Origin of the sequence: Paramagnetospirillum kuznetsovii (genome assembly GCF_003284725.1) — a bacterium.
GTDB classification, from domain to species: domain Bacteria; phylum Pseudomonadota; class Alphaproteobacteria; order Rhodospirillales; family Magnetospirillaceae; genus Phaeospirillum; species Phaeospirillum kuznetsovii.
The window spans coordinates 12,644-36,430 of record NZ_PGTO01000013.1 but is presented as its reverse complement, the minus strand read 5'-3'; the positions used below and the strand labels follow the sequence as shown (position 1 = coordinate 36,430).

Annotated in this window: 33 protein-coding genes; 11 read left to right on the top strand and 22 right to left on the bottom strand. The window is 63.1% G+C overall.

The window, feature by feature from the left end; translation table 11 throughout:
- Window position 1: 1 nt before the first annotated feature.
- The 5 genes from CU669_RS15050 to CU669_RS15030 all read left to right on the top strand — a co-directional run bounded on the left by CU669_RS15050 (window position 2) and on the right by CU669_RS15030 (window position 2,224).
- On the top strand, window positions 2-328 hold the full coding sequence (locus tag CU669_RS15050; RefSeq protein ID WP_112146150.1) for a hypothetical protein: 327 nt from the start codon (window positions 2-4) through the stop codon (window positions 326-328).
- A gap of 84 nt (window positions 329-412) precedes the next feature.
- Window positions 413-844 (top strand): hypothetical protein, encoded by a 432-nt coding sequence (locus CU669_RS15045; protein WP_112146148.1) that lies wholly within the window; start codon window positions 413-415, stop codon window positions 842-844.
- Window positions 845-969: 125 nt separating this feature from the next.
- Complete coding sequence (locus CU669_RS15040; RefSeq protein WP_161539672.1) at window positions 970-1,386, top strand: hypothetical protein; 417 nt, start codon at window positions 970-972, stop codon at window positions 1,384-1,386.
- A complete protein-coding gene (locus CU669_RS15035; protein WP_112146145.1) occupies window positions 1,386-1,817 on the top strand; it encodes a lysozyme in 432 nt (143 codons plus the stop codon). The genes CU669_RS15040 and CU669_RS15035 overlap by 1 nt, the downstream gene beginning before the upstream one ends.
- Window positions 1,817-2,224 (top strand): hypothetical protein, encoded by a 408-nt coding sequence (locus tag CU669_RS15030; protein ID WP_112146143.1) that lies wholly within the window; start codon window positions 1,817-1,819, stop codon window positions 2,222-2,224. Before CU669_RS15035 ends, CU669_RS15030 begins: the two co-directional genes overlap by 1 nt.
- Before the next feature lie 146 nt (window positions 2,225-2,370).
- On the opposite strand, the gene CU669_RS15025 is transcribed toward CU669_RS15030, so the two are convergent.
- From CU669_RS15025 to CU669_RS21390, 10 genes are all read right to left on the bottom strand, one after another.
- Window positions 2,371-2,661: a hypothetical protein gene (locus CU669_RS15025; RefSeq protein ID WP_112146142.1), complete on the bottom strand. Its 291-nt coding sequence runs from the start codon at window positions 2,659-2,661 to the stop codon at window positions 2,371-2,373.
- A 355-nt stretch (window positions 2,662-3,016) separates the two neighbouring features.
- A complete protein-coding gene (locus tag CU669_RS15020; protein WP_112146140.1) occupies window positions 3,017-3,274 on the bottom strand; it encodes a hypothetical protein in 258 nt (85 codons plus the stop codon).
- The gene (locus CU669_RS15015) at window positions 3,274-3,624 is read right to left on the bottom strand and encodes a hypothetical protein (protein ID WP_112146138.1); all 351 of its coding nucleotides are present in this window, start codon (window positions 3,622-3,624) and stop codon (window positions 3,274-3,276) included. The genes CU669_RS15020 and CU669_RS15015 overlap by 1 nt, the downstream gene beginning before the upstream one ends.
- Window positions 3,621-3,803 (bottom strand): hypothetical protein, encoded by a 183-nt coding sequence (locus CU669_RS15010; protein WP_112146136.1) that lies wholly within the window; start codon window positions 3,801-3,803, stop codon window positions 3,621-3,623. Before CU669_RS15010 ends, CU669_RS15015 begins: the two co-directional genes overlap by 4 nt.
- Window positions 3,800-4,171, bottom strand: coding sequence for a hypothetical protein (locus tag CU669_RS15005; protein ID WP_146747743.1), 372 nt, complete (start codon window positions 4,169-4,171; stop codon window positions 3,800-3,802). The genes CU669_RS15010 and CU669_RS15005 overlap by 4 nt, the downstream gene beginning before the upstream one ends.
- 113 nt (window positions 4,172-4,284) lie before the next feature.
- Window positions 4,285-5,466, bottom strand: coding sequence for a hypothetical protein (locus tag CU669_RS15000; protein ID WP_112146132.1), 1,182 nt, complete (start codon window positions 5,464-5,466; stop codon window positions 4,285-4,287).
- The gene (locus CU669_RS14995) at window positions 5,463-5,654 is read right to left on the bottom strand and encodes a hypothetical protein (protein WP_112146131.1); all 192 of its coding nucleotides are present in this window, start codon (window positions 5,652-5,654) and stop codon (window positions 5,463-5,465) included. Before CU669_RS14995 ends, CU669_RS15000 begins: the two co-directional genes overlap by 4 nt.
- Entirely contained in the window at window positions 5,651-6,331 is a 681-nt protein-coding gene (locus CU669_RS14990) for a pentapeptide repeat-containing protein (protein WP_112146129.1), read from the bottom strand. The genes CU669_RS14995 and CU669_RS14990 overlap by 4 nt, the downstream gene beginning before the upstream one ends.
- Window positions 6,328-6,648, bottom strand: coding sequence for a hypothetical protein (locus CU669_RS14985; protein ID WP_112146127.1), 321 nt, complete (start codon window positions 6,646-6,648; stop codon window positions 6,328-6,330). The genes CU669_RS14990 and CU669_RS14985 overlap by 4 nt, the downstream gene beginning before the upstream one ends.
- Entirely contained in the window at window positions 6,645-6,821 is a 177-nt protein-coding gene (locus CU669_RS21390; protein WP_161539671.1) for a hypothetical protein, read from the bottom strand. Before CU669_RS21390 ends, CU669_RS14985 begins: the two co-directional genes overlap by 4 nt.
- A 149-nt stretch (window positions 6,822-6,970) precedes the next feature.
- On the opposite strand from CU669_RS21390, the gene CU669_RS14980 reads away from it, so the two are divergent.
- Window positions 6,971-9,040: a PAS domain-containing protein gene (locus CU669_RS14980; protein ID WP_239988732.1), complete on the top strand. Its 2,070-nt coding sequence runs from the start codon at window positions 6,971-6,973 to the stop codon at window positions 9,038-9,040.
- A gap of 189 nt (window positions 9,041-9,229) precedes the next feature.
- Here the strand turns inward: CU669_RS14980 and CU669_RS14975 are convergent, their stop codons facing one another.
- Window positions 9,230-10,537, bottom strand: a complete 1,308-nt coding sequence (locus tag CU669_RS14975; protein WP_112146126.1) for a radical SAM protein — start codon at window positions 10,535-10,537, stop codon at window positions 9,230-9,232.
- A gap of 97 nt (window positions 10,538-10,634) precedes the next feature.
- Here CU669_RS14975 and CU669_RS14970 point away from each other — a divergent pair, with 97 nt between their 5' ends.
- On the top strand, window positions 10,635-14,183 hold the full coding sequence (locus tag CU669_RS14970; protein ID WP_239988731.1) for a response regulator: 3,549 nt from the start codon (window positions 10,635-10,637) through the stop codon (window positions 14,181-14,183).
- 80 nt (window positions 14,184-14,263) lie between these two features.
- On the opposite strand, the gene ykgO is transcribed toward CU669_RS14970, so the two are convergent.
- Window positions 14,264-14,389: a type B 50S ribosomal protein L36 gene (gene ykgO, locus CU669_RS14965; protein WP_008614494.1), complete on the bottom strand. Its 126-nt coding sequence runs from the start codon at window positions 14,387-14,389 to the stop codon at window positions 14,264-14,266.
- Between the two features lie 151 nt (window positions 14,390-14,540).
- On the opposite strand from ykgO, the gene CU669_RS14960 reads away from it, so the two are divergent.
- Complete coding sequence (locus tag CU669_RS14960) at window positions 14,541-15,332, top strand: N-formylglutamate amidohydrolase (protein ID WP_192884622.1); 792 nt, start codon at window positions 14,541-14,543, stop codon at window positions 15,330-15,332.
- Here CU669_RS14960 and CU669_RS22055 read toward each other — a convergent pair.
- Window positions 15,329-15,451, bottom strand: coding sequence for a hypothetical protein (locus CU669_RS22055; RefSeq protein WP_275667818.1), 123 nt, complete (start codon window positions 15,449-15,451; stop codon window positions 15,329-15,331). The genes CU669_RS14960 and CU669_RS22055 overlap by 4 nt on opposite strands.
- 104 nt (window positions 15,452-15,555) lie before the next feature.
- Between CU669_RS22055 and CU669_RS14955 the strand changes: the two genes are divergently transcribed.
- Window positions 15,556-15,819: a DUF2312 domain-containing protein gene (locus tag CU669_RS14955; RefSeq protein WP_112146124.1), complete on the top strand. Its 264-nt coding sequence runs from the start codon at window positions 15,556-15,558 to the stop codon at window positions 15,817-15,819.
- Window positions 15,820-15,826: 7 nt separating this feature from the next.
- Here the strand turns inward: CU669_RS14955 and CU669_RS14950 are convergent, their stop codons facing one another.
- From CU669_RS14950 to CU669_RS14940, 3 genes are all read right to left on the bottom strand, one after another.
- Window positions 15,827-16,240 carry a dihydroneopterin aldolase gene (locus CU669_RS14950; RefSeq protein WP_192884621.1) on the bottom strand — a complete coding sequence of 138 codons (414 nt, stop codon included), beginning with the start codon at window positions 16,238-16,240 and terminating at the stop codon, window positions 15,827-15,829.
- Between the two features lie 78 nt (window positions 16,241-16,318).
- Complete coding sequence (gene folK, locus CU669_RS14945) at window positions 16,319-16,804, bottom strand: 2-amino-4-hydroxy-6-hydroxymethyldihydropteridine diphosphokinase (RefSeq protein ID WP_112146122.1); 486 nt, start codon at window positions 16,802-16,804, stop codon at window positions 16,319-16,321.
- Window positions 16,805-17,011: a YdcH family protein gene (locus CU669_RS14940; RefSeq protein ID WP_112146120.1), complete on the bottom strand. Its 207-nt coding sequence runs from the start codon at window positions 17,009-17,011 to the stop codon at window positions 16,805-16,807.
- A gap of 90 nt (window positions 17,012-17,101) precedes the next feature.
- On the opposite strand from CU669_RS14940, the gene CU669_RS14935 reads away from it, so the two are divergent.
- Window positions 17,102-18,187, top strand: a complete 1,086-nt coding sequence (locus CU669_RS14935; protein ID WP_112146119.1) for an ATP-dependent 6-phosphofructokinase — start codon at window positions 17,102-17,104, stop codon at window positions 18,185-18,187.
- Between the two features lie 50 nt (window positions 18,188-18,237).
- A complete protein-coding gene (gene msrA / locus CU669_RS14930; protein WP_112146117.1) occupies window positions 18,238-18,873 on the top strand; it encodes a peptide-methionine (S)-S-oxide reductase MsrA in 636 nt (211 codons plus the stop codon).
- Between the two features lie 8 nt (window positions 18,874-18,881).
- Here msrA and CU669_RS14925 read toward each other — a convergent pair whose 3' ends face one another.
- From CU669_RS14925 to CU669_RS14900, 6 genes are read right to left on the bottom strand one after another with little or no spacing between them, the layout of a single operon-like run.
- Window positions 18,882-20,894: a sensor histidine kinase gene (locus tag CU669_RS14925; RefSeq protein WP_112146115.1), complete on the bottom strand. Its 2,013-nt coding sequence runs from the start codon at window positions 20,892-20,894 to the stop codon at window positions 18,882-18,884.
- 21 nt (window positions 20,895-20,915) lie between these two features.
- Window positions 20,916-21,440, bottom strand: a complete 525-nt coding sequence (locus CU669_RS14920) for an adenine phosphoribosyltransferase (RefSeq protein WP_112146114.1) — start codon at window positions 21,438-21,440, stop codon at window positions 20,916-20,918.
- A 56-nt stretch (window positions 21,441-21,496) separates the two neighbouring features.
- A complete protein-coding gene (locus CU669_RS14915; RefSeq protein WP_112146112.1) occupies window positions 21,497-22,453 on the bottom strand; it encodes a glycosyltransferase family 9 protein in 957 nt (318 codons plus the stop codon).
- Window positions 22,446-23,060 carry a phosphoribosylglycinamide formyltransferase gene (purN, locus tag CU669_RS14910; RefSeq protein WP_112146110.1) on the bottom strand — a complete coding sequence of 205 codons (615 nt, stop codon included), beginning with the start codon at window positions 23,058-23,060 and terminating at the stop codon, window positions 22,446-22,448. Before purN ends, CU669_RS14915 begins: the two co-directional genes overlap by 8 nt.
- The gene (locus CU669_RS14905) at window positions 23,057-23,479 is read right to left on the bottom strand and encodes a type II toxin-antitoxin system VapC family toxin (RefSeq protein WP_112146109.1); all 423 of its coding nucleotides are present in this window, start codon (window positions 23,477-23,479) and stop codon (window positions 23,057-23,059) included. The genes purN and CU669_RS14905 overlap by 4 nt, the downstream gene beginning before the upstream one ends.
- Window positions 23,479-23,739, bottom strand: coding sequence for a type II toxin-antitoxin system Phd/YefM family antitoxin (locus CU669_RS14900; protein ID WP_112146107.1), 261 nt, complete (start codon window positions 23,737-23,739; stop codon window positions 23,479-23,481). The genes CU669_RS14905 and CU669_RS14900 overlap by 1 nt, the downstream gene beginning before the upstream one ends.
- Window positions 23,740-23,787: the final 48 nt, after the last annotated feature.

Here is a 23,787-nt window from a genome sequence, read left to right as displayed (position 1 = left end):
AATGGCGGACCTTACGGATGTTATCCGAGACCTGACAAGCATCGACGGATTTAGCCTGGACTCCTCCGGGAATATCGTTGACTGGCCCCTCGGAAGCGCACAGCCAAGCCAATCGCAGATAGATGCTCACATTCCCGTCTGGGAAGAGAAGCGTTCCAAGATGCTGGCGAGGCAGAAGACCCTCCTGAAGATCGCCGCCCTAGAGGATTCCATCACCGACCGTCGCTGGCGTGAGGCTGGCCCGGATGATGCAGGCGGAACTTCCGAGGGCCGCGCTTGGCTCAAGGATATATCGGACCAGATCGCCACCTTTCGGAGTGCGCTGTAATGGGACTGTTCATGCTCGGTTTCGCCTCCGCCATCGGCCTCGCCATTGCCATAGGAATCATCTGGCTCATTCGGAGCGGCGTCAATGTCGGCTAGCCTCGCAATCGCCATGTGGGCTGTCATGGGTGGCCTATGGCGGCGTATGGATGGCGGATGGCTCGGCCTGCCCAAGTCCATCTGTATCGCCCTCGGCGGCGTCATGGCATCTCCTCCGATCTATCTCGCCTTCCTATCCGTGTTCGGCTGGTGGCCTGAAGCGGCGGCGATGACGATCATGATCGTGATCTTAATCATGCTGTTCTTCATCGCGTCTCTGCATCCGGGTCCGTCGTTCACGAACATGGAAGTGTTCAAGAAATACGCCATCTTCGGGTTGGGCTATTGGCTGGCTCGTCTCTGGTGGCCTGATAGCTGGCGCGTCGGGGGCTTCATCGACGGCCCCTATGCCATCGGAGAAATCTTCCTTGGGGCTTCGACGTATGCGGCCCTAATGGCCGCTTGCTTGGCGGTGATGTGATGTCTCGAACTACTGGAAAGAATGGCGAGTGGTCTCCAACCGTTCCGCCGCCCGAACGCAAGGCAATCGGCAGATGTTCCACTGACGTTGACATTGGGGAGCGGGTGGCCGCCATGGAGGAAAGATTGAAGGGCGCAGAGGACGGCATTAACCGGGTTGAGTCTGGATTAACCCGCGTTCATTCTCGCGTCGATGATGTGATGCGAATGCTCGAAAGCATCGGCACCGGCATAAAGGCCAGCGTCGATACCTGCATCCAAGAGCATGAGCGCGACGAGGCCATCATTCTCGACGCCCGGTTCGGCTCGATGGATAGCCGGTTTGGCGCTCTGGAAAGCAAAATGGATTACATCGCAGAGCAGGGTAAGGCTCGCGGCGACGAGGCTAACAAACACTTGGAAGACCTTCGGCGCATGGGCCTGTCGGTCATACTGACGATGGGCGGCTTAGTCGCCGGTATCGGCGGCTGGTTGATCTCGTTCCTGATCGACAAGGGGCCGCACATTCTGCTGCTAATCGAGAAACTGGATCAGGTGAAATAATGGTAAGCCTTGCCTGCATTGAACTTGTGAAGAAATTCGAGGGCTGCCGTCTTGAGTCCTACCGCTGTCCCGCGAACGTCCCAACGGTGGGATGGGGCCATACCGGGCGCGAGGTCCATGACGGGCTAGAGATAAGCCAGGCGCAGGCTGATGCCTGGCTGATGGAAGACTTGCTTGAGGCGGAAAAGGACGTGCGCTTTCTGGTGGGTAAGCACCCCGTGTCCGAAAACCAAATGTCCGCGCTCACGAGCTTTCAATTCAATACCGGCAAGCTGGCGGGAAGCACGCTTCTCCGCAAGGTCTGCGAGGGGGACTTCGACGGCGCGTCAAATGAGTTTAGCCGGTGGGTCCACGCTTCCGGAAAGGTTCTTCCCGGTCTAGTCCGTCGCCGCGCTGCCGAGGCGGAATTGTTTGAGTCGGAGGATGTGTGATGGCGCTCGACCCGATCACTGGAGCCATGGAGCTTGTCGGCACCATCGGAGGGTGGGTGAACGACAGCTTTAAGGCCAAGCGAGAATTGGCTGCCGCCGAAGCCGAGAACAAGGCGCGTCTGCTGCGTGATGCCCAGACCAATAACGCCGCATGGGAAATGGCGAACCTGACGGATAAGGATCAGGGGCTACGCCGCGCCTGCTTTGCCATCTTCATCTTCCCGTTCTTCTGGAGCATCTTTGACCCGGCTGGCGTCACCAATTATTTTCAGGTGGTGCTGACGGCCATGCCGGAATGGTACGTCCAGATCGTAATTGCGATGGTCGGCGGTATCTGGGGCATCTCCGCGCTGAAGAATGTGGTGCCGAGCATCCTCGGTCAGACGATCAACATCTTGAAGAAATAGCACCGGGCAAACCTTGAACATTGCTAGACTGCCCTAGACTTCCCTAGATAGATAAGGCCGGAACCTTTCGATCCCGGCCCTCCGCCATACGCTCGTCGTGCTTGTCCCCCGTTGAGTCGGTCAAGACCGGGGCGCGTTCTCCGCGGTCACTGGCTGGCCTTGAACGGGCTGGCGGCGAGGGCGTTACGCATTGCCATCTCGAATCGGTCTTCCGCTAGGCCAGCGGGTTCGTTTGGCGAGAACCCCAAGCAATAGCGGAAGTGCCGACGCATCTCCTCCGTCGCCTCCACCGGCACCACGGCGCAGCCAGCGGCTTCCAGGGCGGTGAGGTAAAATTCTGCCGGGGTCACATATTGCGTCCATCCGGGGGAGCCTTCATGTTCTCCAATGGCTGTCGCCATCACCTCCACCAGTTCATCGCGTGTCTTTGGCGTCATCACTCCGTCCCCTTCTTTTGGTGCCTGTCGCAAATATCGGTGCTGTGTAAGAACGTGTGTTCTTCGCTGTAGTCAGGGTTCCTTACGTCGTAGTCTTCTCCGATCCATGCAGGGGGCGCGGGGTATTTCAGGCACTCGCCTTCACCCTCGTAGTCCCATGACCAGTTCTCACACGTTCCGCAAGAACGAGACTTACGTATGCCCGGCGGGTGGATAGCTCGCTTCCCCATCACTCCCCCTCCTTCTTAATCCGCTACGCGGCGGTAAATTCCACGACTGCGCAGCAGCATGACGCAGTAGAAGTCTGCCAGCGCGTTGAATGCCGGGCACACGTTCGCAAGTTCTTGACCGGTCATCACCCTTCCTCCAGCATCAGCGCCGCTAGATACCGGAGTCCCTTGGGTGTTATCGTCGGGAGTTTGAATGGGTCTTCTTTGCACCGGGCCAATCCGTGCTCGATGATGATGGCCCTGGAGGTGCCCCCGGTGTGGTAGCCCTTAGCGGTCGCCATGATCGCCTCGTTCACCACTTCGCGCTTGGGCATTGACCCAAAATTGGCGTAGGCATGAACGCGCTCGATCTCCTCGTCGGGTATGATTTCTGCTGGGCGCATCACCCTTCCTCCATCGCAATCTTCGCAGCGAGTATCGCAAGCAGCCGGGCGCGTTCCTCGGTGGGGGTTTTCCCGATACTGATCATCGACTGGGCTTTGTTGGTGGGGCTCCAAATAAACGCGTATATCCCATCGGTGAAGATGTCCACGATCATGGACCACCCCGGCAGAAACCGCTTCCGCAGCGCCTCCACGGCGTCGAGGGAGGCCGTCACATTCCGCTGCCACCCAATCGGGTCAGCACCGGCTTTGACAGGCACCCGGTAAATCTCGTCATCTAGGTCAGTGTCCGGCCCCTCGGCAGCGGCCACGCGGTCGTACAGTTCGCGGAGGATGGTGGGGTTAGTCATTTCGTCACCTCGACGCAGGACGCTGAGAACGCGGCCTTGATCATGTTCTGGGAGAGTGCCTGAAACCCAGAAATGACGACAGGCGCCGCCGCTTGGCACGTCTCCAGAGAACTAAACTCAACGACAGACGGGCCACCGTTAAATCCGCCGATCCAAATCAGCATGAGCGCGATTTTCATGACTCGCCCTCCAGTTCCTCTACGCGGTCCAGCAAGGTCTCCACCTTGGTCTCTGCCATCATCCGCATGGCAGATTCCATGGCTAGGTCTGCCTCTTGCTCATGCACAGCCACTTCCAATGCATCCACGAGGTCCAGCAGGGCTGGAAGAGCATTGCGAGCGGCGGCGATGAGGGCCGTATCTTCCAGTGTCCCACCCCTCACCGTGAGCTTGGGGTGCCCCCCGCGCTTCCAGCATTCGGGCAGCATGGTCCCCTTGTCGTCTCGCCAAGCAACCATGACGGCTGTACCGTCAGCAGTCCGCGCCCAAGGCCCAGGTGTAGCCGCAGCTTCCAGCCGCCGCAGTTTTGCGAGTTGTTCAGCGTGCATTGGGGCTCTCCTTGGGCTGCGGAGGTTCATGCTCCGCGTCAGGGTCGATACTGTTGAAGGTAAAGAATTGATCGCACAGCCCCATCCCGGCGGCTTCTTCGTGGGCCTCTCGATTAGTCATTGGGGTTCTCCTTGGGCTGCCAATTGTTCCATGTATCGCCCAGGCATGTCGGACACTTGGCACGGTGCGAGATAACCCCCGGCTCGTAGAACCGGCACGTCAGGCAGTTCTTCACAGGTGGGGCGGGTTCGTGGCTGTCGCTGGTGACAACTTCCTCGACAGCCTTGACGAAATCTTTGTCGTCGTGCGCCTCGATCCACTGATCGGCCTCGTGGCTGTCGCCGGTGGCGGGTTGCTTGCACTTGCAGCAGCGCGTCTTCTGCCTTCCATTGACATAGCCACACTCGCATACCCACACCGTGTCAGGCGCATCATAAGCCCCCGGCACCGTCTCCTGCGTCACGCGGGTTAGTTCGTCCAGGGCGGCTTTGCGTTGCTTAGGCAGGATGGCGTCGATGTCGTCACCGGCCCATGCGTCCATCAGTGCTTGTTCGGTTTCGGCGTTGCGAATATCCGCCTCCACCATGGCTTCGTGGCTGTCGCTGGTGGCGGGTTGGATGTTCTGGTAGGCGCGGACAGCGAACATGACTTTGTTCGCATACTCCCACGGCATCGTCCCGGTTTCCCGCTCGTTGACCCACGCCACCGCCGCGTCCACCACGGCTTGCATCCTGTTGATGATCCCGCCAGCATCGGCCTGCGCCTTGATTGCCTTGGCCTCCCACTGTTGGCACCGTTCCCAAGCGGCCCCACATTCCAGGATGCGGCTCTCAAGATCGCGGTCAAGGGCTTCTGCTTTGGCCTTCCAGTGGTCGCGGTCTGCGATGCACTTCCGTAAATGTTGCGCAACGAACGTGTCATCTTCCTCCACCGGGGAGCCGTCGCTGTGCCATGCGACTTTTATGGTGGTGACGTAGCAATCGTCGTCGTCAAGATAGGCAGCAGCCAACTCCCGCGTTGGGTACACACGCCCCATCGAAAATGGGAGGCTGCCGTGCCTCTCGCCAAAGCTCATAACATTAGACCACCCCTCGATCAGCACCGGCTTGGCGGGGACGTTGCGGATGTCCGGGCGGTTCTCGTCGGTCATCAGCCAGAACTCGTCAGTGGCGGTCTTGGTGACGTTGTAGACGACGAAACCGTACGGGGTGTCGTTGCCCAGCGCGTACAAGACCATAACAGGGCGCGGCGGGGTCTCGGTGGTTTCCACCGGATTGGTAAAGTCAATGGTCATTTCGTTTCTCCGATATACCGGGCCTTCAACCCACCCTTGATCCGTGTCACGTAGAACTCATGCGTTCCGACAGTGAACCCGCCAAGGATGCGGTGCGTTGCCTTATGCTTCGTCCACGTCGGGCGGTTGATGAATAGAGCGGCACGCAGGATTTCGTCGTTGTCCGGTGCTTCGATGACGATCTTCATTTCTCAGTCTCCCCAACCTGCGACTGATGGGCCTTCGCCATCGTCATAATCGTGACCTTCCACAGATTCCAGAAACGAGAAGCATTCGCTCCGCCCATGGCGGCGATCTTCCGGTCGCTGAAACCATCCCATGCTTCGGTAGGGTGGACCTCACACCCAATCTTGATGTGCTTGTCGGTGATCATGACCGGCCACGTCCCTCCCGTGAAAAACGCAGGGTTAATGGTGACGATTTGATCGTTGCCCAGGTTGGCACCGTACAGGTCGGCACCGTACAGGTCGGCACCGTACAGGTCGGCATCGCGCAGGTCGGCATCGTACAGGTTGGCACCGCGCAGGTCGGCATCGCGCAGGTCGGCATCGCGCAGGTCGGCACCGTACAGGTTGGCACCGCGCAGGTCGGCATCGCGCAGGTCGGCACCGCGCAGGTTGGCACCGCGCAGGTCGGCATCGCTCAGGTTGGCACCGTACAGGTTGGCACCGTACAGGTTGGCACCGTACAGGTTGGCACCGTACAGGTTGGCACCGTACAGGTTGGCACCGTACAGGTTGGCACCGCGCAGGTTGGCACCGCGCAGGTCGGCATCGCGCAGGTTGGCACAGGCCCCACCCTTGGAGCGCAGCCACAACCGGTGCTGTTCGATGATCGCAGGGAGGTCATTAACGGTAATGGTCATTTGTGTTGCTCCTCATACAAATCGCCGTAGAACCGGCGGCATCCGTTGCATTCCTCGTCATACGTCGGCTCGGCCTCTGTCGGGGCGCGGACGCAGCCGGAGCAGGATTGATCCATGTCAACCTTGATCGCGGGGGCATCGCGGTAGGCATCGCGCTCTGCCAGGAACTCATGGCAATCGCGGCGCAACACCTCCGCGTGCTGTTCAAGCTCGTCGATCTCAGCCAAGGCGTTGTGGCAGACGCCGCTCACCAAGAGCGATGGATAGTGGCGGGCGAGGGTGGAGAGCCAGCGGCGGGCGGTGGATTGACTAGTCATCGCGGCGTCCTCCGACCAACTTCACCGATCAGCACCGCCCAATACGGTGGCACGGGCAGGATGTAGCGCGAGGCGAAGTAGTCCCCGTTCCAAATCTCGCGATAGATTTTGATCCGCTGGCCGGTGGCGATGTTGTCCATCACGGCGGCTCGGAAGGCGTCTTCGTAGGTCAATGGTTTCCCTCCACATGAACGCGATGAAACACCATCGGAGAAACTAAGCGTTACAAGCCTTTGTATTGCTTATGGTTTCGTGGTATTGCATCGGGATCATGCATGGAAGCCAATCTAAATCGTATGGGGGCGATGGTGGCGAAGGTGTCGTGTTGGGCAGTGTCCCGGTCCGACCACTCTATTCCACCACTCTCATCAGGTTCGTGGCGGTCTTCGGAGTAGGCGTCGCCCTGGCGGTGGCTGCCGCCACCGCGGCGGCATTGTGGACCGGCCGCCAGGAAGCCATTGCGGCCAGCGCCAACATGACGGCCAGTCTGGCCCGTGCCCTGACCGACGCGGTGGCCCGCTCGGTCAACTCCATCGACGTGACCATGATTTCCGTCGCCGACATGGTGCGCGAGGCCGGTCAGAGCGGTTCTGATTCCGCCTTGCCGGGCTCGGTGGCCCAGCGCCTGAAGCAGACTCCTCATTTACGCCAGATCCTGGTGGTGGGCGTGGACGGGGTGGTTGGTTTCGACAGCGCCGGGGGCGCGGCTGGGCGACGCATGGACGTGGAGTCGACCATCGAGGAACTGAAGCGATTTCCGCGCTCGCTGGTGATCGGGCTGCCGGTGGAGGGGCGTTTCATCGGCGGTGACGCCAGGGCAGGCGGCCAAAGCCTGATCCCCGTCAGCAGTGCCGTGCGCAATGCGGATGGCTCCATCGTGGCCTTGGTGGTGGCGGCCATCAATCCAGAGCACTTCCAGGGGATCTTTCATGAAATCGAGCAGGACACCCGCGCCCGTGTCCAGCTCTGGCGGTTCGACGGCGTTCTCCTGGCGGGGGCTTCGACCTCCGGCCGCTTTTCCACGATTCCGGCAAGCGAACTGCCGCTGTTTCGCTCTTATATCAAGCGCGCAGAGATGGGCGGCTTCATCGATGTGGACGACGATGGCATCCTGCGCATCACCAGCTATCGCACCACGCTCGCTTGGCCGCTGGTGGTCAGTGTCGGCATCGCCATGGATGACGCCCTGTCCAATTGGCGCGCCAATGCCGCCCAGGTGGGCTGGCCGGTGGGGCTGGTGACTCTGGCGGTTTTCGGCCTGACCGTCATTCTGGTGCGCACTTTGGCCCGGCGGGCGCGGGACGAGGCCATGCTGCGCCTCAGCGACCGGGTCTTGGCCATTGTCTCCAACGGCGTGACCATCGCCGATGCCGCCAGCCCAGACCTGCCGCTGCTCTATGTCAATCAGGCCTTCGAGCAGATCACCGGATATTCGGCCGCCGAGGCCCTGGGCCGCAATGCGCGCTTTCTCCATGCCAATGATGCCGATCAGGAGGGGCTGGATCAAATCCGCGAGGCCCTGGCCGAAGGCCGTAGTGTGACCGTCAAATTGCGCAATTCGCGGGCCGACGGCGTGCATTTTTGGAATCACGTTTCCTTGACGCCGGTGCGCAACGCCATGGGCGTCATTACCCATTGGGTCGGCGTTCAACGCGATATCACCCAGGACGAAGAGTCACGGGCCGCCTTGGCCGACGCCTATACGGCGCTGGCGCGTTATAGCGCGGACATGGAGCGGTTTTCCTTCGTACTCGCCCATCACCTGCAAGAGCCCGCCCGTCAGATGCGGCTTCAGGCCCAGTTGTTGATGCATGGAAAGGGAGACGGCGTCAATTCGGCGGATCGGGCGACGGCCGAGCGGATTATCGATGCCTCGGCGCGGCTGGTGGAGCTGCTGCGCGACGTGCAGGTCTATCTGGCCGTCGAACGCGAGCCGGTCCTTGGCGCGGTGGGGTCGTCGCGCCATGCGCTGAATTCGGCCATCGCCACATATTCTGAACAATGCCCGGGCGGGACGCTTCATCTCGATGCCGGTGATTTGCCCGACGTGGCCATGCCGCAGCGGCGGTTGGACGATTTGTTCGAGATCTTGGTGGAAAACGCGGTGGAATTCCGCCATGACGACCGATCGCCCCGGATCACGGTGACGGTCGAGCCCGACGGTGCATTCTGGCGATTCCGCATGTCCGACAACGGTATCGGCATCGAGTCTTGCTATTTAGAGCGGATATTCATTCCGCTGGAACGGCTTCATCTGCGCTCGAACCACAAGGGCACCGGGATCGGGCTGGCAGTGGCCCGCCGGATCACCGATTCGGTCCATGGCCGGATCTGGGCGGAGTCCGACGGCGTCACCGGCTCGACCTTCTTCTTTACCCTGCCGAAGGTTTAAGGCCCATCGACATTCAGGCGGATAGGCCAAGACATGGGCGACAGATGCACACAGATTTCCGCTGCGCGGGACACAGATAAGGAAATCTGTGCTTATCAGTGTTCATCTGTGGCTAAAATTCCTACTGGACCGACGGAATATTCTTTTGGCGGGCAAGATGCCCGCGCTCCGGCATTGACGATTTTCATATTACCCGAAGGGGTCGTCGCACTTGCCGCACATGGGGACATCCTTGACGCAGCCCTTGCGGAATCCGTCCAGGATACGGCGATAGGTCTCGCCGTTGCGGATTTCGGCCAAGCCCTGGTCCATGATGTTGCCGATCTTCAGCAAGGCATTGGAATCGTAGCAGCCGCAAGCGGTGACGGTGCCGTCGCAGAACACGCCCACCGCCTTGAGGAAGATGCGGCACGGCATCAGGCGGTGATGATCGATATCCTTCAGGGTCCAGACGCCATGCCGTTCGTGCAGTTGGCCGCTTTGCACCGAGCCGCCGAAATTATTGGCCTGGACCGTGTAAACCTGATGAATGCCCTGGGTCGCCAGGAAAGCCTTGGTCTTGTGCAGGTTTTCCTGCCAATCGCCAAGCGCCACCGCCTTGACCACGAATTTGGTCTTGGTGCCGCTCAACGCCTTATGGATGGCCTTCATCGTGGTGATGGCCTTGTCGAACTTGGCCCCCACATAGACGCTTTCGTAGCTTTCCGCATCCCAACCGGCGAAGGAGAATTGGAGATAGGCCAGCCCGACCTTGGCGAGACGTTCGATGCGCTGAGGCGTGAACGGTGTCCCGTTGGTGACGATGCCGACCTCGAAGCCCTCGGCGACCGCACGCTCCAGGCATTCGAAGATGCGCGGATGCAAGAAGGGTTCGCCCTGTCCCGCCAAGATATGCATGGTCTTGATGCCGCAGGCCTTGGCCTCGGCGATGACCCGCTCGAATACCGGCTCTTCCATGAAGCCGGAATTGTCCTTCCAGATTTCCCAGCCGCACATGGTGCAGTGCAGATTGCAACGGCGGCTTAGCTGCACATAGATCTCGTAGGGCACCAGATTGCGCCGCTCGGCGGGCGCGATGACCAGGGCGCGGGCCTTGGCCAGTTGCGCTTCGGATTCCGGCTGAAGTCCTGCCTCTTCCAGGGCGACCCCGGCTAGATAGGCGATGCGGCCGGAATTGGGCAGCACCTGGACCGCATGCTTGAGCAGGGGCAGCGCCTCGCGGGGGCGGCCCAGACCCACCAGGCTTCCGGCCAGGCCGACGATGGTGTCCAGATGGTCGGGCACGATGGTCAGCAGCCGGCGGAACAGGATTTCCGCCTCGGCGGGACGGTTGAGCACCAGCAACAGTCCGGCGCGGCGGTAATCGGCTTCCGGATTGCCGTCCAGCGGTTCCAGCAAGGCGATGGCGTCGGTCAGGAACTGACTGTCCATCAGCCGTTGGGCCTCGGCGATGATGGCGGCGGAATCGGGGGCTTTCTTCTTGGCGGCTTTCTTCATGGCGGTGGCATCCTAGCACCAGCCCGTGTCGGACTTCCATGACGGCGTTGCCTGGGGCATTATGACCCCCGTCGAGGAAAACCGGGGGATCTGGCGCGTGGGCAGCGCTGTGGCGGAAAAGGGAAGGCAGAGCCGCTGGCGCTTCGGCATCCGCGCCAAGCTGGTGTTCGCGGTCGGCGCCGTCGCAGGCATGATCCTGGTCGCAGGCGTGTTGACCTGGTTCAGCTATTCCGAGATCGAACGCCTGCTGGCGGCGGTGACCCGCACCAATCTGCCCAGCGTGTCCAATGCCTTGAAACTGTCCGAGGCGACGGCGCGGCTGGCGGCGGCGGCGCCCGCCCTGGACGGCTCGCAGTCGCAATTCCAGCGCCAAAGCAATTTTGTCGCCCTGCAACAGCAGACCGAACGTCTGCTGGCCCTGATCGACCAGTTGGCGGGAAGCTCCACCGATACCGGACGGGTGGAGGAGCTGCGCTCCATGGTCGCCGCCTTCGCCGACAACGTCATCGACCGCAACATCCTGGTGGATAAGCGCCTCCAACTGGTGGAGCGATCCCGTTCGCTGGCCGAGATCATCACCCGGCTGGATCTGGAGGTTCACCGCTCGGTGGAGGGTATGGCCGCCGATCCCATTCTGGCGGTGGTGGTGCTGGCTTCCAACTATCTGCGGGAAGCGGTTGTCGCCCCTGACCTGGAAAAGGTCGGCGAGTTGCGCAGCGCCTATGAAGAGCAGGTGCGCAAGCTGCCCCTGCTGGTGGATGCCGCCGGAGATGGGCAGCACGGCGCCAGGGGCCGCGAGCTGACGCGCCGCGTGCTCAATCTCGGCACCGGTCCCGAAAACGTGTTCGAGCTGCGCTCGCTGCAAATGCTGACCATCGCCCGGCTGGCCGCCGCCAATGACGAGGGCCGCGATCTGGTGGCGCGCACGTCCTCGGCGGTGGGGCGTCTGGTCTCGGCGGCCGAGGCCGATGCCGCCGAGAACGAGCGACGCACCGAGGCGGCGGTCTCCATCGGGCGCACCACCTTGCTGGTGGTGGCCATGCTCACCTTCTTCGGGCCACTGCTGTTCGTCTGGCTCTATCTCGGCGGCTCGCTGGTATCGCGCCTGACCGGGTTGGCCGAATCCATGCACCGCATCGTCGAGGGCGATTTCCACACCCCCATCGCCAGCACCGGCAACGACGAAATCGCCGACATGGCGGCCGAGCTGGTGGTGTTCCGCGACGCCATGGCCAAGGTGCAGGAATCCACCCGCGCCCTGGTGGACAGCGAGGAGAGGCTGCGCCGCATCCTCGACACTTCTCCGCTGGCGCTGGCCATCTCGCGGGTGTCGGACAATTCCATCGTGTCGGTCAATCCCCGCTGGACCGAGCTCTACAGCATGTCCGAGGCCGACGCCCTGGGCCTGAACGTCGCCCGATGCTACGCCGATCCGGAGAACCGGGCCCGTCTGGTGGAGCTGGTCCGCGAAGGCGGATTCGTTCCCGGCTTCGAGTGCCGCATGCGAAACAGCACCGGGCGCGAGTTCTGGGCCATGCTGTCGGCCGCCCGGATCGAGATGGACGGCGAGCCGGCGGTGATCGTATCGTCCACCGACATCACCCGCCACAAGGCGGAAGAGGCCGCCCTGGCCGAGGCCAAGCGCACGGCCGAGGACGCCAGTCAGGCCAAATCGCTGTTCCTGGCCACCATGAGCCATGAAATCCGCACGCCCATGAACGGGGTGCTGACCATGGCCCAGCTGCTGGAAGACATGCCGCTGCAGGCCGAACAGCGCGAGATGGCCCGCGTCATCCGCGATTCCGCCACCGCGCTTCTGACCATCATCAACGATATCCTGGACTTCTCCAAGATCGAGGCGGGCAAGCTCGAACTGGAAATGGTCGAGATGTCGGTGCTGGAAATGGTGGAAGGGGTCGCCGAACTGCTGACCCTGCGCGCCCAGGAACGGGGCATCGGCCTGATCACCTATGTGGACCCGACGCTGCCCGAGCGGGTGTTGGGCGATCCGGTGCGGCTGCGCCAGATCATCACCAATCTGGCGGGCAACGCCATCAAGTTCACCGACAAGGGCTATGTGCGCATCGGCGTCCAGGCGGTTGATCCCTCCGAGCGGCCGCTGCGGCTGAAATTCTCCATCACCGATACCGGCATCGGCCTTGATGCCGAGCAGCAGGCCCGCCTGTTCGAACCCTTCATGCAGGCCGATATCACCATTTCGCGTCGCTATGGCGGCACCGGATTGGGCTTGTCCATCTGCCGCCGTCTGGTGGCGATCATGGACGGCGATATCGGCGTTTCCAGCAATATCGGCGCCGGGTCCACCTTCTGGTTCCAAGTGCCCCTGGCGGTGGCCCTGGAAGAACCGGTCGGCGGCCCCGACCTGTCTGGTGTCGCCGTGCTGGTGCTGGCGGAAGGCCCGGCGGCTGCGGAATGCATTCGTCAGTATCTCGGCCATCTCGGCGCCCAGGTGGCGGTGGTGGCCTCGGCCGACGGCGCCATGGCGGCGGTGCGCGCCGCCTCCCTTGCGGGCTGGACCTACGACATTGCCCTGCTGGATGCCGGCGGCGATTACCGCCAGCGCCTCGGTCTGGCTGGCGCCCTGATGACCGCCTCCGGTGATACCGGCCAGATGAGGGTGGTGATGATGGTGCCGCAGGATACCTATCCGAGCGTGGCGGCCGAATCGCGCGAGGCCGGTCTCTTCGCCGCCCTGCCAAAGCCGGTGCGCCAACGCGGCTTGTGGCGGACGGTGGCCGCCGCCGCCGGTCGCGCCGCCGCCGAGGTGGAAGAGCAAGCCGAGGGCAGCCAAGCGGAGACCTGGTCCCAGCCCACGGTGGAAGCGGCGTCGGCGGCGGGCGCCCTGATCCTGGTGGCCGAGGACAATCCAACCAACAAGGTGGTGATCCGTCATCTGATGGAACGCCTCGGCTACGCCATCGAGGTGGTCGATAATGGTGCCGAGGCCTGGGACAGCATGCAGATCCGCGATTACGGGCTGTTGCTGACCGACTGCCATATGCCCGAGATGGATGGCTACGAACTGACTCACCGCATTCGCGAAGCGGAGCGGGCGACCGGCGATTACCTGCCCATCGTGGCGCTGACCGCCGACGCCTTGTCGGGGACCGCCCGGCGGTGCCACGAAAGCGGCATGGACGGCTTCCTGGCCAAACCCATCGACCTCAAGCAGTTGGATGGGGTGATCCGCCGCCTGCTTCCCGCCGCAGCCGCCCTGCGCAAGAAGCGGGCGCCGCTGGAAATGGTTGCCAAGGCCTTGGTGGCCGACCTGGGGGAAGAGCCCGCCGATGACCAAGTCCCCGTCTTGGACCTTGAACCCATGCGGCTGATCTTCGGCGAGATCGGCGACGAAGTGCGCGAATTGCTGCACCTGTTCATCGACACCACCCGTCCGCTGGTGGAGGAGTTGGCCGCCGCCGTTCTCGCGGGTGATGCGGTGGCGGCCCGCGAGGCGGCCCATTCCTGCAAGGGAGCGGGCAATAGTGCCGGGGCCTTCCGCTTCGGCGCGTTGTGCGCCGCCATGGAAGCCGTCTGCGCCGAGGGCGATCTGGCGGCGGCGGACTCCCAGATGGAGCCCATCAGGATCGCCTTCGACCAAGCCGCTGAGGCGGTGGCGGCGGTATAGCAGGCAAAACGAAAACCGCGCCCGGTTGGGAGCGCGGTTTGCTGTGATCGGGGCCGAAAGGGCCGATCAGGCGCCGGGTGTCAGCCCTGGCGAGCCTTGAAGCGCGGGTTGGTCTTATTGATGACGTAGACCCGGCCCTTGCGGCGAACGATGCGGCAGTTCTTGTCGCGCAGCTTGGCCGACTTGAGGGAATTGCGAATCTTCATGGTCCAACTTCCTAAAATAATCGCCGTCACCGGGGTGCGCGACCGGAGGCGGGAAAATACGGAAACCAGGGGGGGCTGTCAACACCTCGCGCGAATATATTTTGTATGGTTCATCTCGAAAGCCGACCACGGGTCGGTTTATAGTGTCTCCATGTTGACCTTCATGCCCGATCCGTCTCCGCCATTGCCACCCTTCGAGATCATCGAGGGGGCTGACGACGCCCGTTTGCTCCTGGTCTGCGACCATGCCTCGAAGCTGATTCCCGCCGATCTCGGCGAATTGGGGCTGGTCCAGGCGGAGCGGGAATGCCATGTGGCCTGGGATATCGGCGCCGCCGAGGTGACGCGGCGGCTGGCGGCCCGCCTCGGCTGCCCCGCCGTACTGGCGGGCATCAGCCGTCTGGTGATCGACTGCAACCGCCAGCCGGGCGATCCGACATCCATTCCCGCCTGCTCCTGCACGGTGGAGATTCCCGGGAACAAGCGACTGAGCGAGGCGGACGCGGCGACGCGGGCCGAGCGCTGGTTCTGGCCCTATCACACCGAGATCGGCAATCGTATCGCCCATCTGTGGCGGCACGGCCTTGCCCCGGCGGTGGTGGCCATCCATTCCTTCACGCCGCGCATCAAGGGCTTCGCCCCCCGGCCCTGGCATGTGGGGGTGCTGTGGAACCGCGATCCCCGCATGTCGGACCCGCTGCTGCGGGCCCTGCGGGCCAGGGACGGGCTGGTGGTGGGCGACAACCAGCCCTATTCCGGCAAGGAGATCAACTACACCCTGGACACCCATGCCGGGGCGGCTGGCCTTCCCAATGTATCGTTCGAGATCCGGCAGGATCTGGTGGGGGATATGAAGGGGTGCGGACGCTGGGCGGATCTGCTGGCCGAGGTACTGATCCCGGTCCTGGCCGATCCCGAGCTTCACCAGGCGCGGGTGTATTAAAGGATCTTGGAGAAGAACCAGCAGCGGCCGTGCTGCTCGTCGTTGTCGGCGTCGATCTCGCATCCGCCGCAGGCGCCGAGTGTCAGGCAGGTCAGGATCAGGACGAGGAAAGCTTTCATCCCGTCAGCCTACCGCCCTGACCCATTGTCCGCAACAGCCGCTTGAACCGGGATCGTCCCTTGGCTATGGTCGGGGCCCGTTGCGTTGAAAGAGGCCGTATCCCATGAGCGATGAACAGCAGAACAGCCAGGTCGGCGGCATTGCCGCGGAAGCTCTTCGCCAGTTCATCGACCGGATCGAGCGGCTGGAAGAAGAGAAGAAGGCCTTGGGCGCCGATATCAAGGACGTCTATGCCCAGTGCAAGAGCCAGGGCTTCGACACCAAGATCATCCGCAAGATCGTGACCCTTCGCAAGAAGGACCGCGCCGAGCGCGAGGAAGAACAGCAGATCCTCGACCTCTACCTGGCCGCCATCGGCGAGGCGTAGGGCGCTATTACCCCCGGCCGCGCTCGATCTCGATGCCCACCGAGGCGGCCTCGGCATAGACGTCGAGCTTCTCGACCTTGATGCGGGTGGTTTCGACCCGTTCGTCGTCCAGGCACAGCTCGGCGATCTTTTCCGCCAGGGTTTCCACCAGATTGATGTGGCCCTCGGCCAGCAAAGCCTTGATGCCGTCGATGACGTCCTCGTAGGAAACCACGTTGGCGATGTCGTCGCACAGCGGTCCCGCTTGCTCCAACACCGCCATGTCCACGTTGATGCGCACCCGCTGGGGGGCCAGCAACTCGTGAGCATGAATGCCGATGGAGCATTTCAGCACCAGATCGCGCACCAGGATGCGGTACAGGCGGCGGGCGGGCGCCTGGGTGGAGCTGGACTCCATTTGCTTCCTTTGCACGAACACCATGGCGGTTCCTTCACCGATGCCCTCGACAGAGGGGGGACGGGGTGGGTCATAGCGCGCCCGCCAAGTCCGGCGCAAGTGCTATAGCGGGCCGAGCCGTCTGATATCGTCATCGGTGGGCAGTCGCGCCAGCATGGCGGCCATGGTCTCGTCCGTTTGGGGATGGACCAGCTCGGCCGCGATCTCGGCCAGCGGCGCCAGGGCGAAGCGGCGTTCCGGCAATCTGGGATGGGGGATGGTCAGTTCCGGTTCGTCCATGATCAGCCCGTCATAGAGCAGAATGTCGAGATCGATCAGGCGGGGGCCGAAGCGGACGGACTCGACGCGGCCCAATTCGTCCTCCAGCCGCTTGAGGCCGCGCAGAAGGTCCAGCGGCGCCAGATCGGTGCGGCCCGCCACCGCCATGTTGTAGAAGGCGGGTTGATCGGTGACGTAGAGCGGTGCCGTTTCCCACAGGCCGGACACCGCGTCCACCAGCATCAGTGGGGCCAAGGCCTTGATGGCCGCGCGCAGATTGGCGGCACGATCACCGAGATTGGTGCCCAGCCCGAGATAGACGTGGCTCATTTAGGCGATGATGTCCGGAATCAACATGTTCTCGAACTTGGCGATCTCGTCCTTGAGCGAAAGCTTGCGCTTCTTCAAACGCTGAAGACGCAGTTGGTCGAACGGCAGCTCGTCGGCGACGCGCGAAATCACATCATCCAGATCGCGGTGCTCGGTCTTCAGTTCGGCGAGCCGCCGACGAACGTCTTCAAGGGTGTCATCGATCATGGCGGAATTGGAACATGAATGGAGGTTAGACGGTAGCAGAACTCGTCGGGAAACGGTATGGATAAGGTAGGGATATCCGGAGAAGAGCTCATGGCTGAAAAGCGCATCGGTATATTGACCAGCGGCGGCGACTGTGCAGGTCTGAATGCGGCCCTGCGCGCCGTGGTCCATCGTGCCATCAGGAACTATGGCTGGCGCGTGTTCGGCATCCGCGACGGCAGCCTGGGGTTGATGGAACGCCCCCTCGACTACGTGGAATTCGATCTGTCGCTGGTGACCGGCGACATGCTGCGCCTGGGCGGCACCATCCTGGGGACCATCAACAAGGGCGATCCCTTCGCCTATCCCATGCCCGACGGCAGCGTCAAGGACCGGTCCCAGGACTTCGTGGACGGCTACAAGGAGCTGGGCATCGAGGCGCTGATCGTCATCGGCGGCGACGGCTCCATGCGCATCCTCAACAACCTGTGCCGCAAGGGCGGCATTCCCATGGTCGGCATTCCCAAGACCATCGACAACGATGTCGCCCATACCGACTATGCCATCGGTTTCGCCACCGCTCTCAACGTGGCGGGCGAGGCTATCGACCGTCTTGCTCCCACGGCGGCCAGCCATCACCGCGTCATGATCCTGGAAGTCATGGGCCGCGATGTGGGCCATATCGCCATCAATGCCGGCATCGCCGGCGGCGCCGACGTAGTTCTGATCCCGGAAATTCCCTATACGCTGGAAGCTATCGCCAGGAAGATCGAGGAGGTCAGCGCCGAAGGCCGCAATCACGCCCTGTTGGTGGTGGCCGAAGGATGCAAGACCGAGACCGGGCAGGCGGTCACCACCGTCCAGACCGGCGGCGAGAACCGCTATGGCGGCATCGGCCAGTATCTGGCGGCGCGGCTGGAAAAAATGGTCGAGGCGGAAACCCGCGTGACTGTTTTGGGCCATGTGCAGCGGGGCGGCATGCCCTCCATGCGCGACCGCATCATCGCCTCGGCTTTCGGCGTCTATGCCGTCGACCTGATCGCCCAGGGCAAGCTGGGCCGCATGGTGGCGTGGCAGCACGGCCAAGTGACCGATGTTCCCATCACCGACGTGGCGGGCCTGACCCGTGCCATCGATCCCTACGGCACCCTGGCGCAGACGGCTCGGGGGCTGGGAATTTATATCGGCGAGATGTGACGGTCGGCGCTTCGTCCCCATATGGGATATAAATTGCCGGAGGAAGTCCCATGGCGCTGTTCGGACCAAGCAAGACGGTAATGGTAAGCGCCGCCCAGGCGCTGCCCGGCCGCGACGAGGCATTGCCGGTCCCCGAGCGGCACGAGGTGCTGGGCACCCATCTAAAGCCACCGTTCCCCCAGGGCGTCGAGATCGCCGTGTTCGCCATGGGCTGCTTCTGGGGGGCGGAGCGGCTGTTCTGGCATGCCAGAGGGGTCTATTCCACTTCGGTGGGCTATGCGGGCGGCTTCACCCCCAATCCGCTCTACGAGGAAGTCTGTTCCGCCCGCACCGGCCATACCGAGGCGGTGATGGTCGCTTTTCAGTCCGACGTCACCAGCTACGGCGCCTTGCTGCGGTTGTTCTGGGAGGGCCATAATCCCACCCAGGGCATGCGCCAGGGCAACGATATCGGTACCCAGTATCGCTCGGCCATCCTGACCACCACACCGGAACAGGCGCGCCAAGCCCTGGAATCCCGCGATGCCTTCCAGGTGGAGTTGACCAAGGCGCGGTTCGGCGCCATCACCACCGAAATCGCCACGCTGGACCGGTTCTATTGGGCGGAATCCTATCATCAGCAGTATCTGGCGAAGAATCCGTCCGGGTATTGCGGGCTGGGCGGAACCGGAATTCGTCTCGGCTGATGCGGCCGTCAGATGTCGGCCGCCGACGTATCGGCGTTGAGCACCCTTGCGGCGCCAAAGGTCACGGTAACGGTGGTGCCGTGGCCCAGCTCGCTTTCCATGGCGAAGGTGCCGCCATGGGCGGTGACCAGGGTCTTGGTCAAGGGCAAGCCGAGGCCGCTGCCCTCGTATTTACGCGATAGGCGGGTATCGGCCTGAACGAAGGGCTCCATGACCCGGACCAGATCCTCGGGCGTCATGCCGATGCCATTGTCGGCGACGATGATCTGGAAGTCCCCGGTGGCGATGATCTCGGCCTTGACGGTCACTTGGCCGCCATCGTCACTGAACTTGACGGAATTGGACAGTAGATTGAGGACGATTTGGCGGATTCGCCGCTCATCGGCCAGCAAATGGGGCAGTCGGGGCGGCAAGTCCTCGATGATGGCGATTCCGGCATTCTCGGCGCGGCGCGCCATCATTCGGGCCGAGGTATGAATGATCTCGGCCACATCCACCTGGGATTCCTGAAGGTCAGTCATGCCTGCTTCCGCCTTGGACATGTCCAAGATGTCGTTGATCAGGTCCAGCAGGTGCATGCCGCTTTCATGGATGTCGCCCACATAGGTGCGGTAGCTGGCCGGTTCCAGCGGGCCGAAGATCTCGTGCTTCATCATTTCCGAAAAGCCGATGATGGCGTTGAGCGGGGTGCGCAGCTCGTGGCTGATATTGGCCAGGAAGGTGTTCTTGGCCCGGTTGCCGCGCTCGGCCTCGTCCTTGGCCAGGCGCAGCGTCTGTTCGGTGTGCTTGCGGTCGGTCACGTCGGTGAAGCTGAGGATCAATCCGCCGCCGGGCATGGAGGAGGAGCGCACCTCCATCACCATGCCATTGTCGGCGGCGTGCTCGAACACCATTTCCGGCCGTTCGCGGATGCTTTCCGACAGATCGCTGGTGATGCGGACGGCATCTCCGCTCTCGGGGTTGTCGGTGGCGGCCAAGAGGGCGAGCAGCAGCGAAATGTCGATGGCGCCCGGCATGATCTCGCCCTCGGGCAGCCCCAGCATGCGCAGGGCCGCCTTGTTGAGGGCGGTCAGGGTGTCGTCGCCGTCGAACACCGCCACGCCTTGCGGCATGTTGTCGATGATGCCCTGCAAGCGCCCCGCTTGTGATCGGAACCGCGACTCGCTTCGGATCAGGGCGCTTTCCACCCGCTTGCGCTGGGTGATGTCGCGCACCACGCCGATGAAGGTCACCATGCGGCCATCGCGCATTTCCGTGATGGCCAGATCCAGCGGAAACGTGGTGCCGTCCTTGCGCTGGCCCACCACCTCGCGGCCCGACCCGATGATGCGGCGCAGGCCCGAGGCGAGATAGGAACGGATATAGCCGTCATGCTGGCGGGCGAAGGGTTCCGGCATCAGCATGTTGACGTTGCGCCCCACCACTTCCGTGGCACCATAGCCGAAGATCCGTTCGGCGGCGGGGTTGAAGGACAGGACGCTGCCGGTCTCGTCGATGGTGACGATGCCGTCCACCACCGTGTCCATGATCCCCTTCAGCCACGCGACGGTGTTTTCCAGCGAAGTCTGGGTCTGTTTGCGGATGGTGATGTCGCGCAGGATGCGCAGCCAGCCGCCATCGTGGGTGGGATAGGCGCTGGACATGACCCAGTGGCCATCGCTGAACTGCTCTTCCACGCCGCTATGAATGCGATTGAGCAGCTTGTCGTCGATCCAGGTTTGGTCCAGCCCTTCGGCGCGGGCGAAGGCCTGGACCAGATCCTCGAACCGCATGCCCGGTTCCAGCAGGTGGGAAACCTGCCGCAACTGGGCGCGGTAACGTTCGTTGCAGGTGATCAGGCGGTAGTTGGAATCATAGAGCGCCACCCCGTCGGTGCCGTTGCTCAGGGCCTCGACCAGCAGACGCTGGGCGGTCGCGGCTTCACCTGGATCCGCGCTCACCCGTCGGCGGCGGGCCCAGGCCAGCGTCGCAGCCGAACCCGCCAAAGCGCCGATCAAGGCAGCGGCAGCCGCGACCTCCATGATGACTCCCTCTATGCCGCCCTATTCGTCGTAGGCGGCGAGACTGGTGAACGGTACGTCCAGTTCCTTCAGGCGCTGACGGCCGGGCAGGAAATTCAGTTCGATGATGCTGGCGGCGCCGGTGACATGGGCGCCGATCTTGCGCAGCAGCTCGATGCTGGCCGCCAAGGTGCCGCCCGTGGCCAGCAGATCGTCCAGCACCACGACGCGGCTGCCGGGCTCCACGGCGTTTTCCTGGATCTCGATGGTGTCGGTTCCGTATTCCAGGGCGTAGTCGTGGCGGATGGTCTTGCCGGGCAGCTTGCCCTTCTTGCGAAGCATGACGAAGCCGCAGCCCAGCTTCAGCGCCAGGGGGGCGGCAACCAGAAATCCGCGCGATTCGATACCGGCCAGCACGTCGGGCTGGAACTTGCGCACCTCGCGGGCCAGCCTGCCCATGGCCACCTGCCAGGCGTCGGGATGGGCCAGCAGGGTCGAGATGTCATAGAACAGGATACCCGGCTTGGGAAAGTCGGGGACGCCGCGGATGTGGTCTTTGATATTCATGGAGGCGCTCTATGTTGCTTTGGCTCGCTGCATGGTAGCGGCATGCCGCAAAGCGGTCAAAGTAAACACTTGATCAAGACCTGTTTGACCGCGGTGATCGGAATGGCGGTCATGGCATCGCCGCCGAAATCCTGGGCGCGAATCAGATGGAGCCGCGCCGCGCCGGGGGCGAATTTGGCGGGCGGCGTCGGGCCGAACAGCGAGACCAGCGGGATATCGGCGCAGGCCAGCATATGGCCGGTGCCGCTGTCATTGGCGACGGCGGCACCCATGCGACGCGCCAGGGCGATGGTCAGCATGGGGGTGGGCTTCTCCGCCTGCTGCAACGGCAGCAGCGCTTGGGGAAGCGCGGCGCGGATGGTTTCGACCCAATCGGTCTCGGCCGGTCCCAACAGAAAGACGGGAATGGCCGAAATGGATTGGGCGAGCTGACAGAACCGTTCCAGCGGCCAGCATTTGTGCTTTCCCCCGGCGCCGGGCGCGAAACCCACATAGACGGGACCGGCGGGCAGCAGGCGTTCGGCCAGCGCTTCCGTCGCGGCGTCGCGGCGCAGGGCGGCCGGATGGTGATCGCGCCCCGGCTGGGCGGCGTCCAGCAGGCGCATCATCTGGGCGATCATGGCGGCCGGGCGTTCGCCCTCGGGCGGTCGGGCGTCCGACAGGCGGAACCCGGCCGTCGCCGAGATGAAACGGCCGTGGCGGATGCGTTTGAGGATCAGGGTGGTCAGCAGGCGGCGCTGGGTGTCGATGATCAGGTCGAAGCGGCGGCCGGGCAGGGGATTGCGCAGCAGTTCGGCGGCGCGGCTGCCGATGTTCGCCTCGTCGAGCACCTCGTCGATCAGGCCTTCGACCAGCGGCGCCAGGGTGTCGGCGAATACCGTGTGGCCCTTGCCCGCCATCCAGGTGATGCGCGCGGCGGGAAAGGCGGCGCGGAGCGCGCGGACGAAGGGCAGCTTGATCAGGCCGTCGCCGACAGCGTCGATGCCCACATAGACGAGGATGGTCTCAGGCATCTCGGATCAGGGCGCGGGCGCCGTCCAGCGTGACGCGGCCCTCCGCCAGCAGCCGCAGCGCCAGGGGATAGGCCTTGTGCTCTTGCTCCAACACGCGGGCGGCAAGGGAGCCCTCGGTATCGGCGGCCAGAACCGGCACGGCGGACTGGACCAGGATGGGGCCGTCGTCCAGGTCGGGCGTCACCAGATGGACGGTGCAGCCGTGCAGCTTGACCCCGGCGTCGATTGCGCGCTGATGGGTGTGCAAGCCCTTGAACGAGGGAAGCAGCGAGGGATGGATGTTGATCATCTTTCCGCGCCAGGACTCGACGAATCCGGCCGAGAGCAGCCGCATGAAACCGGCAAGGCAGACGATCTCGACCCCGGCGGCGCGAAGCGCCTTGTCCATCTCGGAATCGAACGCCTCGCGCGATGCAAAGCCCTTGTGCGGGATGACCTGGGTGGGCACCCCCGCCGTCCTGGCCCGTTCCAGGGCGTAGACTTCGGGAATGTTGGAGATCACCAGCACGATCTCGGCCGGATAGGCGGGATCGGCGCAGGCGTCCAGCAGGGCTTGCAGATTGCTGCCGCGCCCCGAGACGAGGACGCCGACCTTCCTGCGGGTCATGGGGAGGGCTCCTCGAAAGGGTTGAAGACATTCACTCCGGTTGGCGTGAAGTCGGAAACATTGCGGGTGACGACGGTCAGCCCATGTTCGATAGCGGTCGCCGCGATGGCGAGGTCGGGATTCATGTGGCCGATACGATCAGCCTGCCGCCCCCAGCGTCTGGCGATGGGCACCGTCATCGGGAGGATTTGGTTGCGATAGACCGACAGAATCTGATCGAACCAAACGCTCAACTGGGTGGCGAAGACGGGATTGATGCGACGCTGAGCCTCGATCCCGCGTTCCAGCTCGCCCAGCGTGATGACGCTGATATACAGGTCGTTGGCGGCTCTCCGATCCAACCAGGAAACCACCATCGGATTTCGCCGGGCAGCGGGTTTTCGCATCTCGGAGACAACCACCGTGTCCAGCAGAAACATCAGAACTCCACGTCGCGCAGGCGGAGTTCTGAACGCTCGAATTCGCCGCCATCGGTCGGCATGGCGAGCAGATGCTGGGCGAAGGTGGGGCGAGTCTCTTCCTCGACCCGGCGCAGACGCTCGTAATCCTCGCAGGAAAGAATCACGGCCGTCGGCTTGCCGTGCTTGGTCACCGTCTGGGGCTCGCCGTGACGGGCCGCTTCGACAACCTCGCTGAAATGGTTCTTCGCGTCCTGGATCGACCATACCGGCTGGGTCATCCGACCACCTTCTGGCTAGAAATTATGTCCAGAATTGTGGGGCTGCCC

Coding starts and splice junctions, on each gene's coding strand:
- CU669_RS15050 (WP_112146150.1), top strand. CDS start 2: ATGGCGGACCTTACGGATGTTATCCGAGACCTGACAAGCATCGACGGA.
- CU669_RS15045 (WP_112146148.1), top strand. CDS start 413: ATGTCGGCTAGCCTCGCAATCGCCATGTGGGCTGTCATGGGTGGCCTA.
- CU669_RS15035 (WP_112146145.1), top strand. CDS start 1,386: ATGGTAAGCCTTGCCTGCATTGAACTTGTGAAGAAATTCGAGGGCTGC.
- CU669_RS15030 (WP_112146143.1), top strand. CDS start 1,817: ATGGCGCTCGACCCGATCACTGGAGCCATGGAGCTTGTCGGCACCATC.
- CU669_RS15025 (WP_112146142.1), bottom strand. CDS start 2,661: ATGACGCCAAAGACACGCGATGAACTGGTGGAGGTGATGGCGACAGCC.
- CU669_RS15020 (WP_112146140.1), bottom strand. CDS start 3,274: ATGCGCCCAGCAGAAATCATACCCGACGAGGAGATCGAGCGCGTTCAT.
- CU669_RS15015 (WP_112146138.1), bottom strand. CDS start 3,624: ATGACTAACCCCACCATCCTCCGCGAACTGTACGACCGCGTGGCCGCT.
- CU669_RS15010 (WP_112146136.1), bottom strand. CDS start 3,803: ATGAAAATCGCGCTCATGCTGATTTGGATCGGCGGATTTAACGGTGGC.
- CU669_RS15005 (WP_146747743.1), bottom strand. CDS start 4,171: ATGCACGCTGAACAACTCGCAAAACTGCGGCGGCTGGAAGCTGCGGCT.
- CU669_RS15000 (WP_112146132.1), bottom strand. CDS start 5,466: ATGACCATTGACTTTACCAATCCGGTGGAAACCACCGAGACCCCGCCG.
- CU669_RS14995 (WP_112146131.1), bottom strand. CDS start 5,654: ATGAAGATCGTCATCGAAGCACCGGACAACGACGAAATCCTGCGTGCC.
- CU669_RS14990 (WP_112146129.1), bottom strand. CDS start 6,331: ATGACCATTACCGTTAATGACCTCCCTGCGATCATCGAACAGCACCGG.
- CU669_RS14985 (WP_112146127.1), bottom strand. CDS start 6,648: ATGACTAGTCAATCCACCGCCCGCCGCTGGCTCTCCACCCTCGCCCGC.
- CU669_RS14975 (WP_112146126.1), bottom strand. CDS start 10,537: ATGAAGAAAGCCGCCAAGAAGAAAGCCCCCGATTCCGCCGCCATCATC.
- ykgO (WP_008614494.1), bottom strand. CDS start 14,389: ATGAAGATTCGCAATTCCCTCAAGTCGGCCAAGCTGCGCGACAAGAAC.
- CU669_RS14960 (WP_192884622.1), top strand. CDS start 14,541: ATGTTGACCTTCATGCCCGATCCGTCTCCGCCATTGCCACCCTTCGAG.
- CU669_RS22055 (WP_275667818.1), bottom strand. CDS start 15,451: ATGAAAGCTTTCCTCGTCCTGATCCTGACCTGCCTGACACTCGGCGCC.
- CU669_RS14955 (WP_112146124.1), top strand. CDS start 15,556: ATGAGCGATGAACAGCAGAACAGCCAGGTCGGCGGCATTGCCGCGGAA.
- CU669_RS14950 (WP_192884621.1), bottom strand. CDS start 16,240: ATGGTGTTCGTGCAAAGGAAGCAAATGGAGTCCAGCTCCACCCAGGCG.
- folK (WP_112146122.1), bottom strand. CDS start 16,804: ATGAGCCACGTCTATCTCGGGCTGGGCACCAATCTCGGTGATCGTGCC.
- CU669_RS14940 (WP_112146120.1), bottom strand. CDS start 17,011: ATGATCGATGACACCCTTGAAGACGTTCGTCGGCGGCTCGCCGAACTG.
- CU669_RS14935 (WP_112146119.1), top strand. CDS start 17,102: ATGGCTGAAAAGCGCATCGGTATATTGACCAGCGGCGGCGACTGTGCA.
- msrA (WP_112146117.1), top strand. CDS start 18,238: ATGGCGCTGTTCGGACCAAGCAAGACGGTAATGGTAAGCGCCGCCCAG.
- CU669_RS14925 (WP_112146115.1), bottom strand. CDS start 20,894: ATGGAGGTCGCGGCTGCCGCTGCCTTGATCGGCGCTTTGGCGGGTTCG.
- CU669_RS14920 (WP_112146114.1), bottom strand. CDS start 21,440: ATGAATATCAAAGACCACATCCGCGGCGTCCCCGACTTTCCCAAGCCG.
- CU669_RS14915 (WP_112146112.1), bottom strand. CDS start 22,453: ATGCCTGAGACCATCCTCGTCTATGTGGGCATCGACGCTGTCGGCGAC.
- purN (WP_112146110.1), bottom strand. CDS start 23,060: ATGACCCGCAGGAAGGTCGGCGTCCTCGTCTCGGGGCGCGGCAGCAAT.
- CU669_RS14905 (WP_112146109.1), bottom strand. CDS start 23,479: ATGTTTCTGCTGGACACGGTGGTTGTCTCCGAGATGCGAAAACCCGCT.
- CU669_RS14900 (WP_112146107.1), bottom strand. CDS start 23,739: ATGACCCAGCCGGTATGGTCGATCCAGGACGCGAAGAACCATTTCAGC.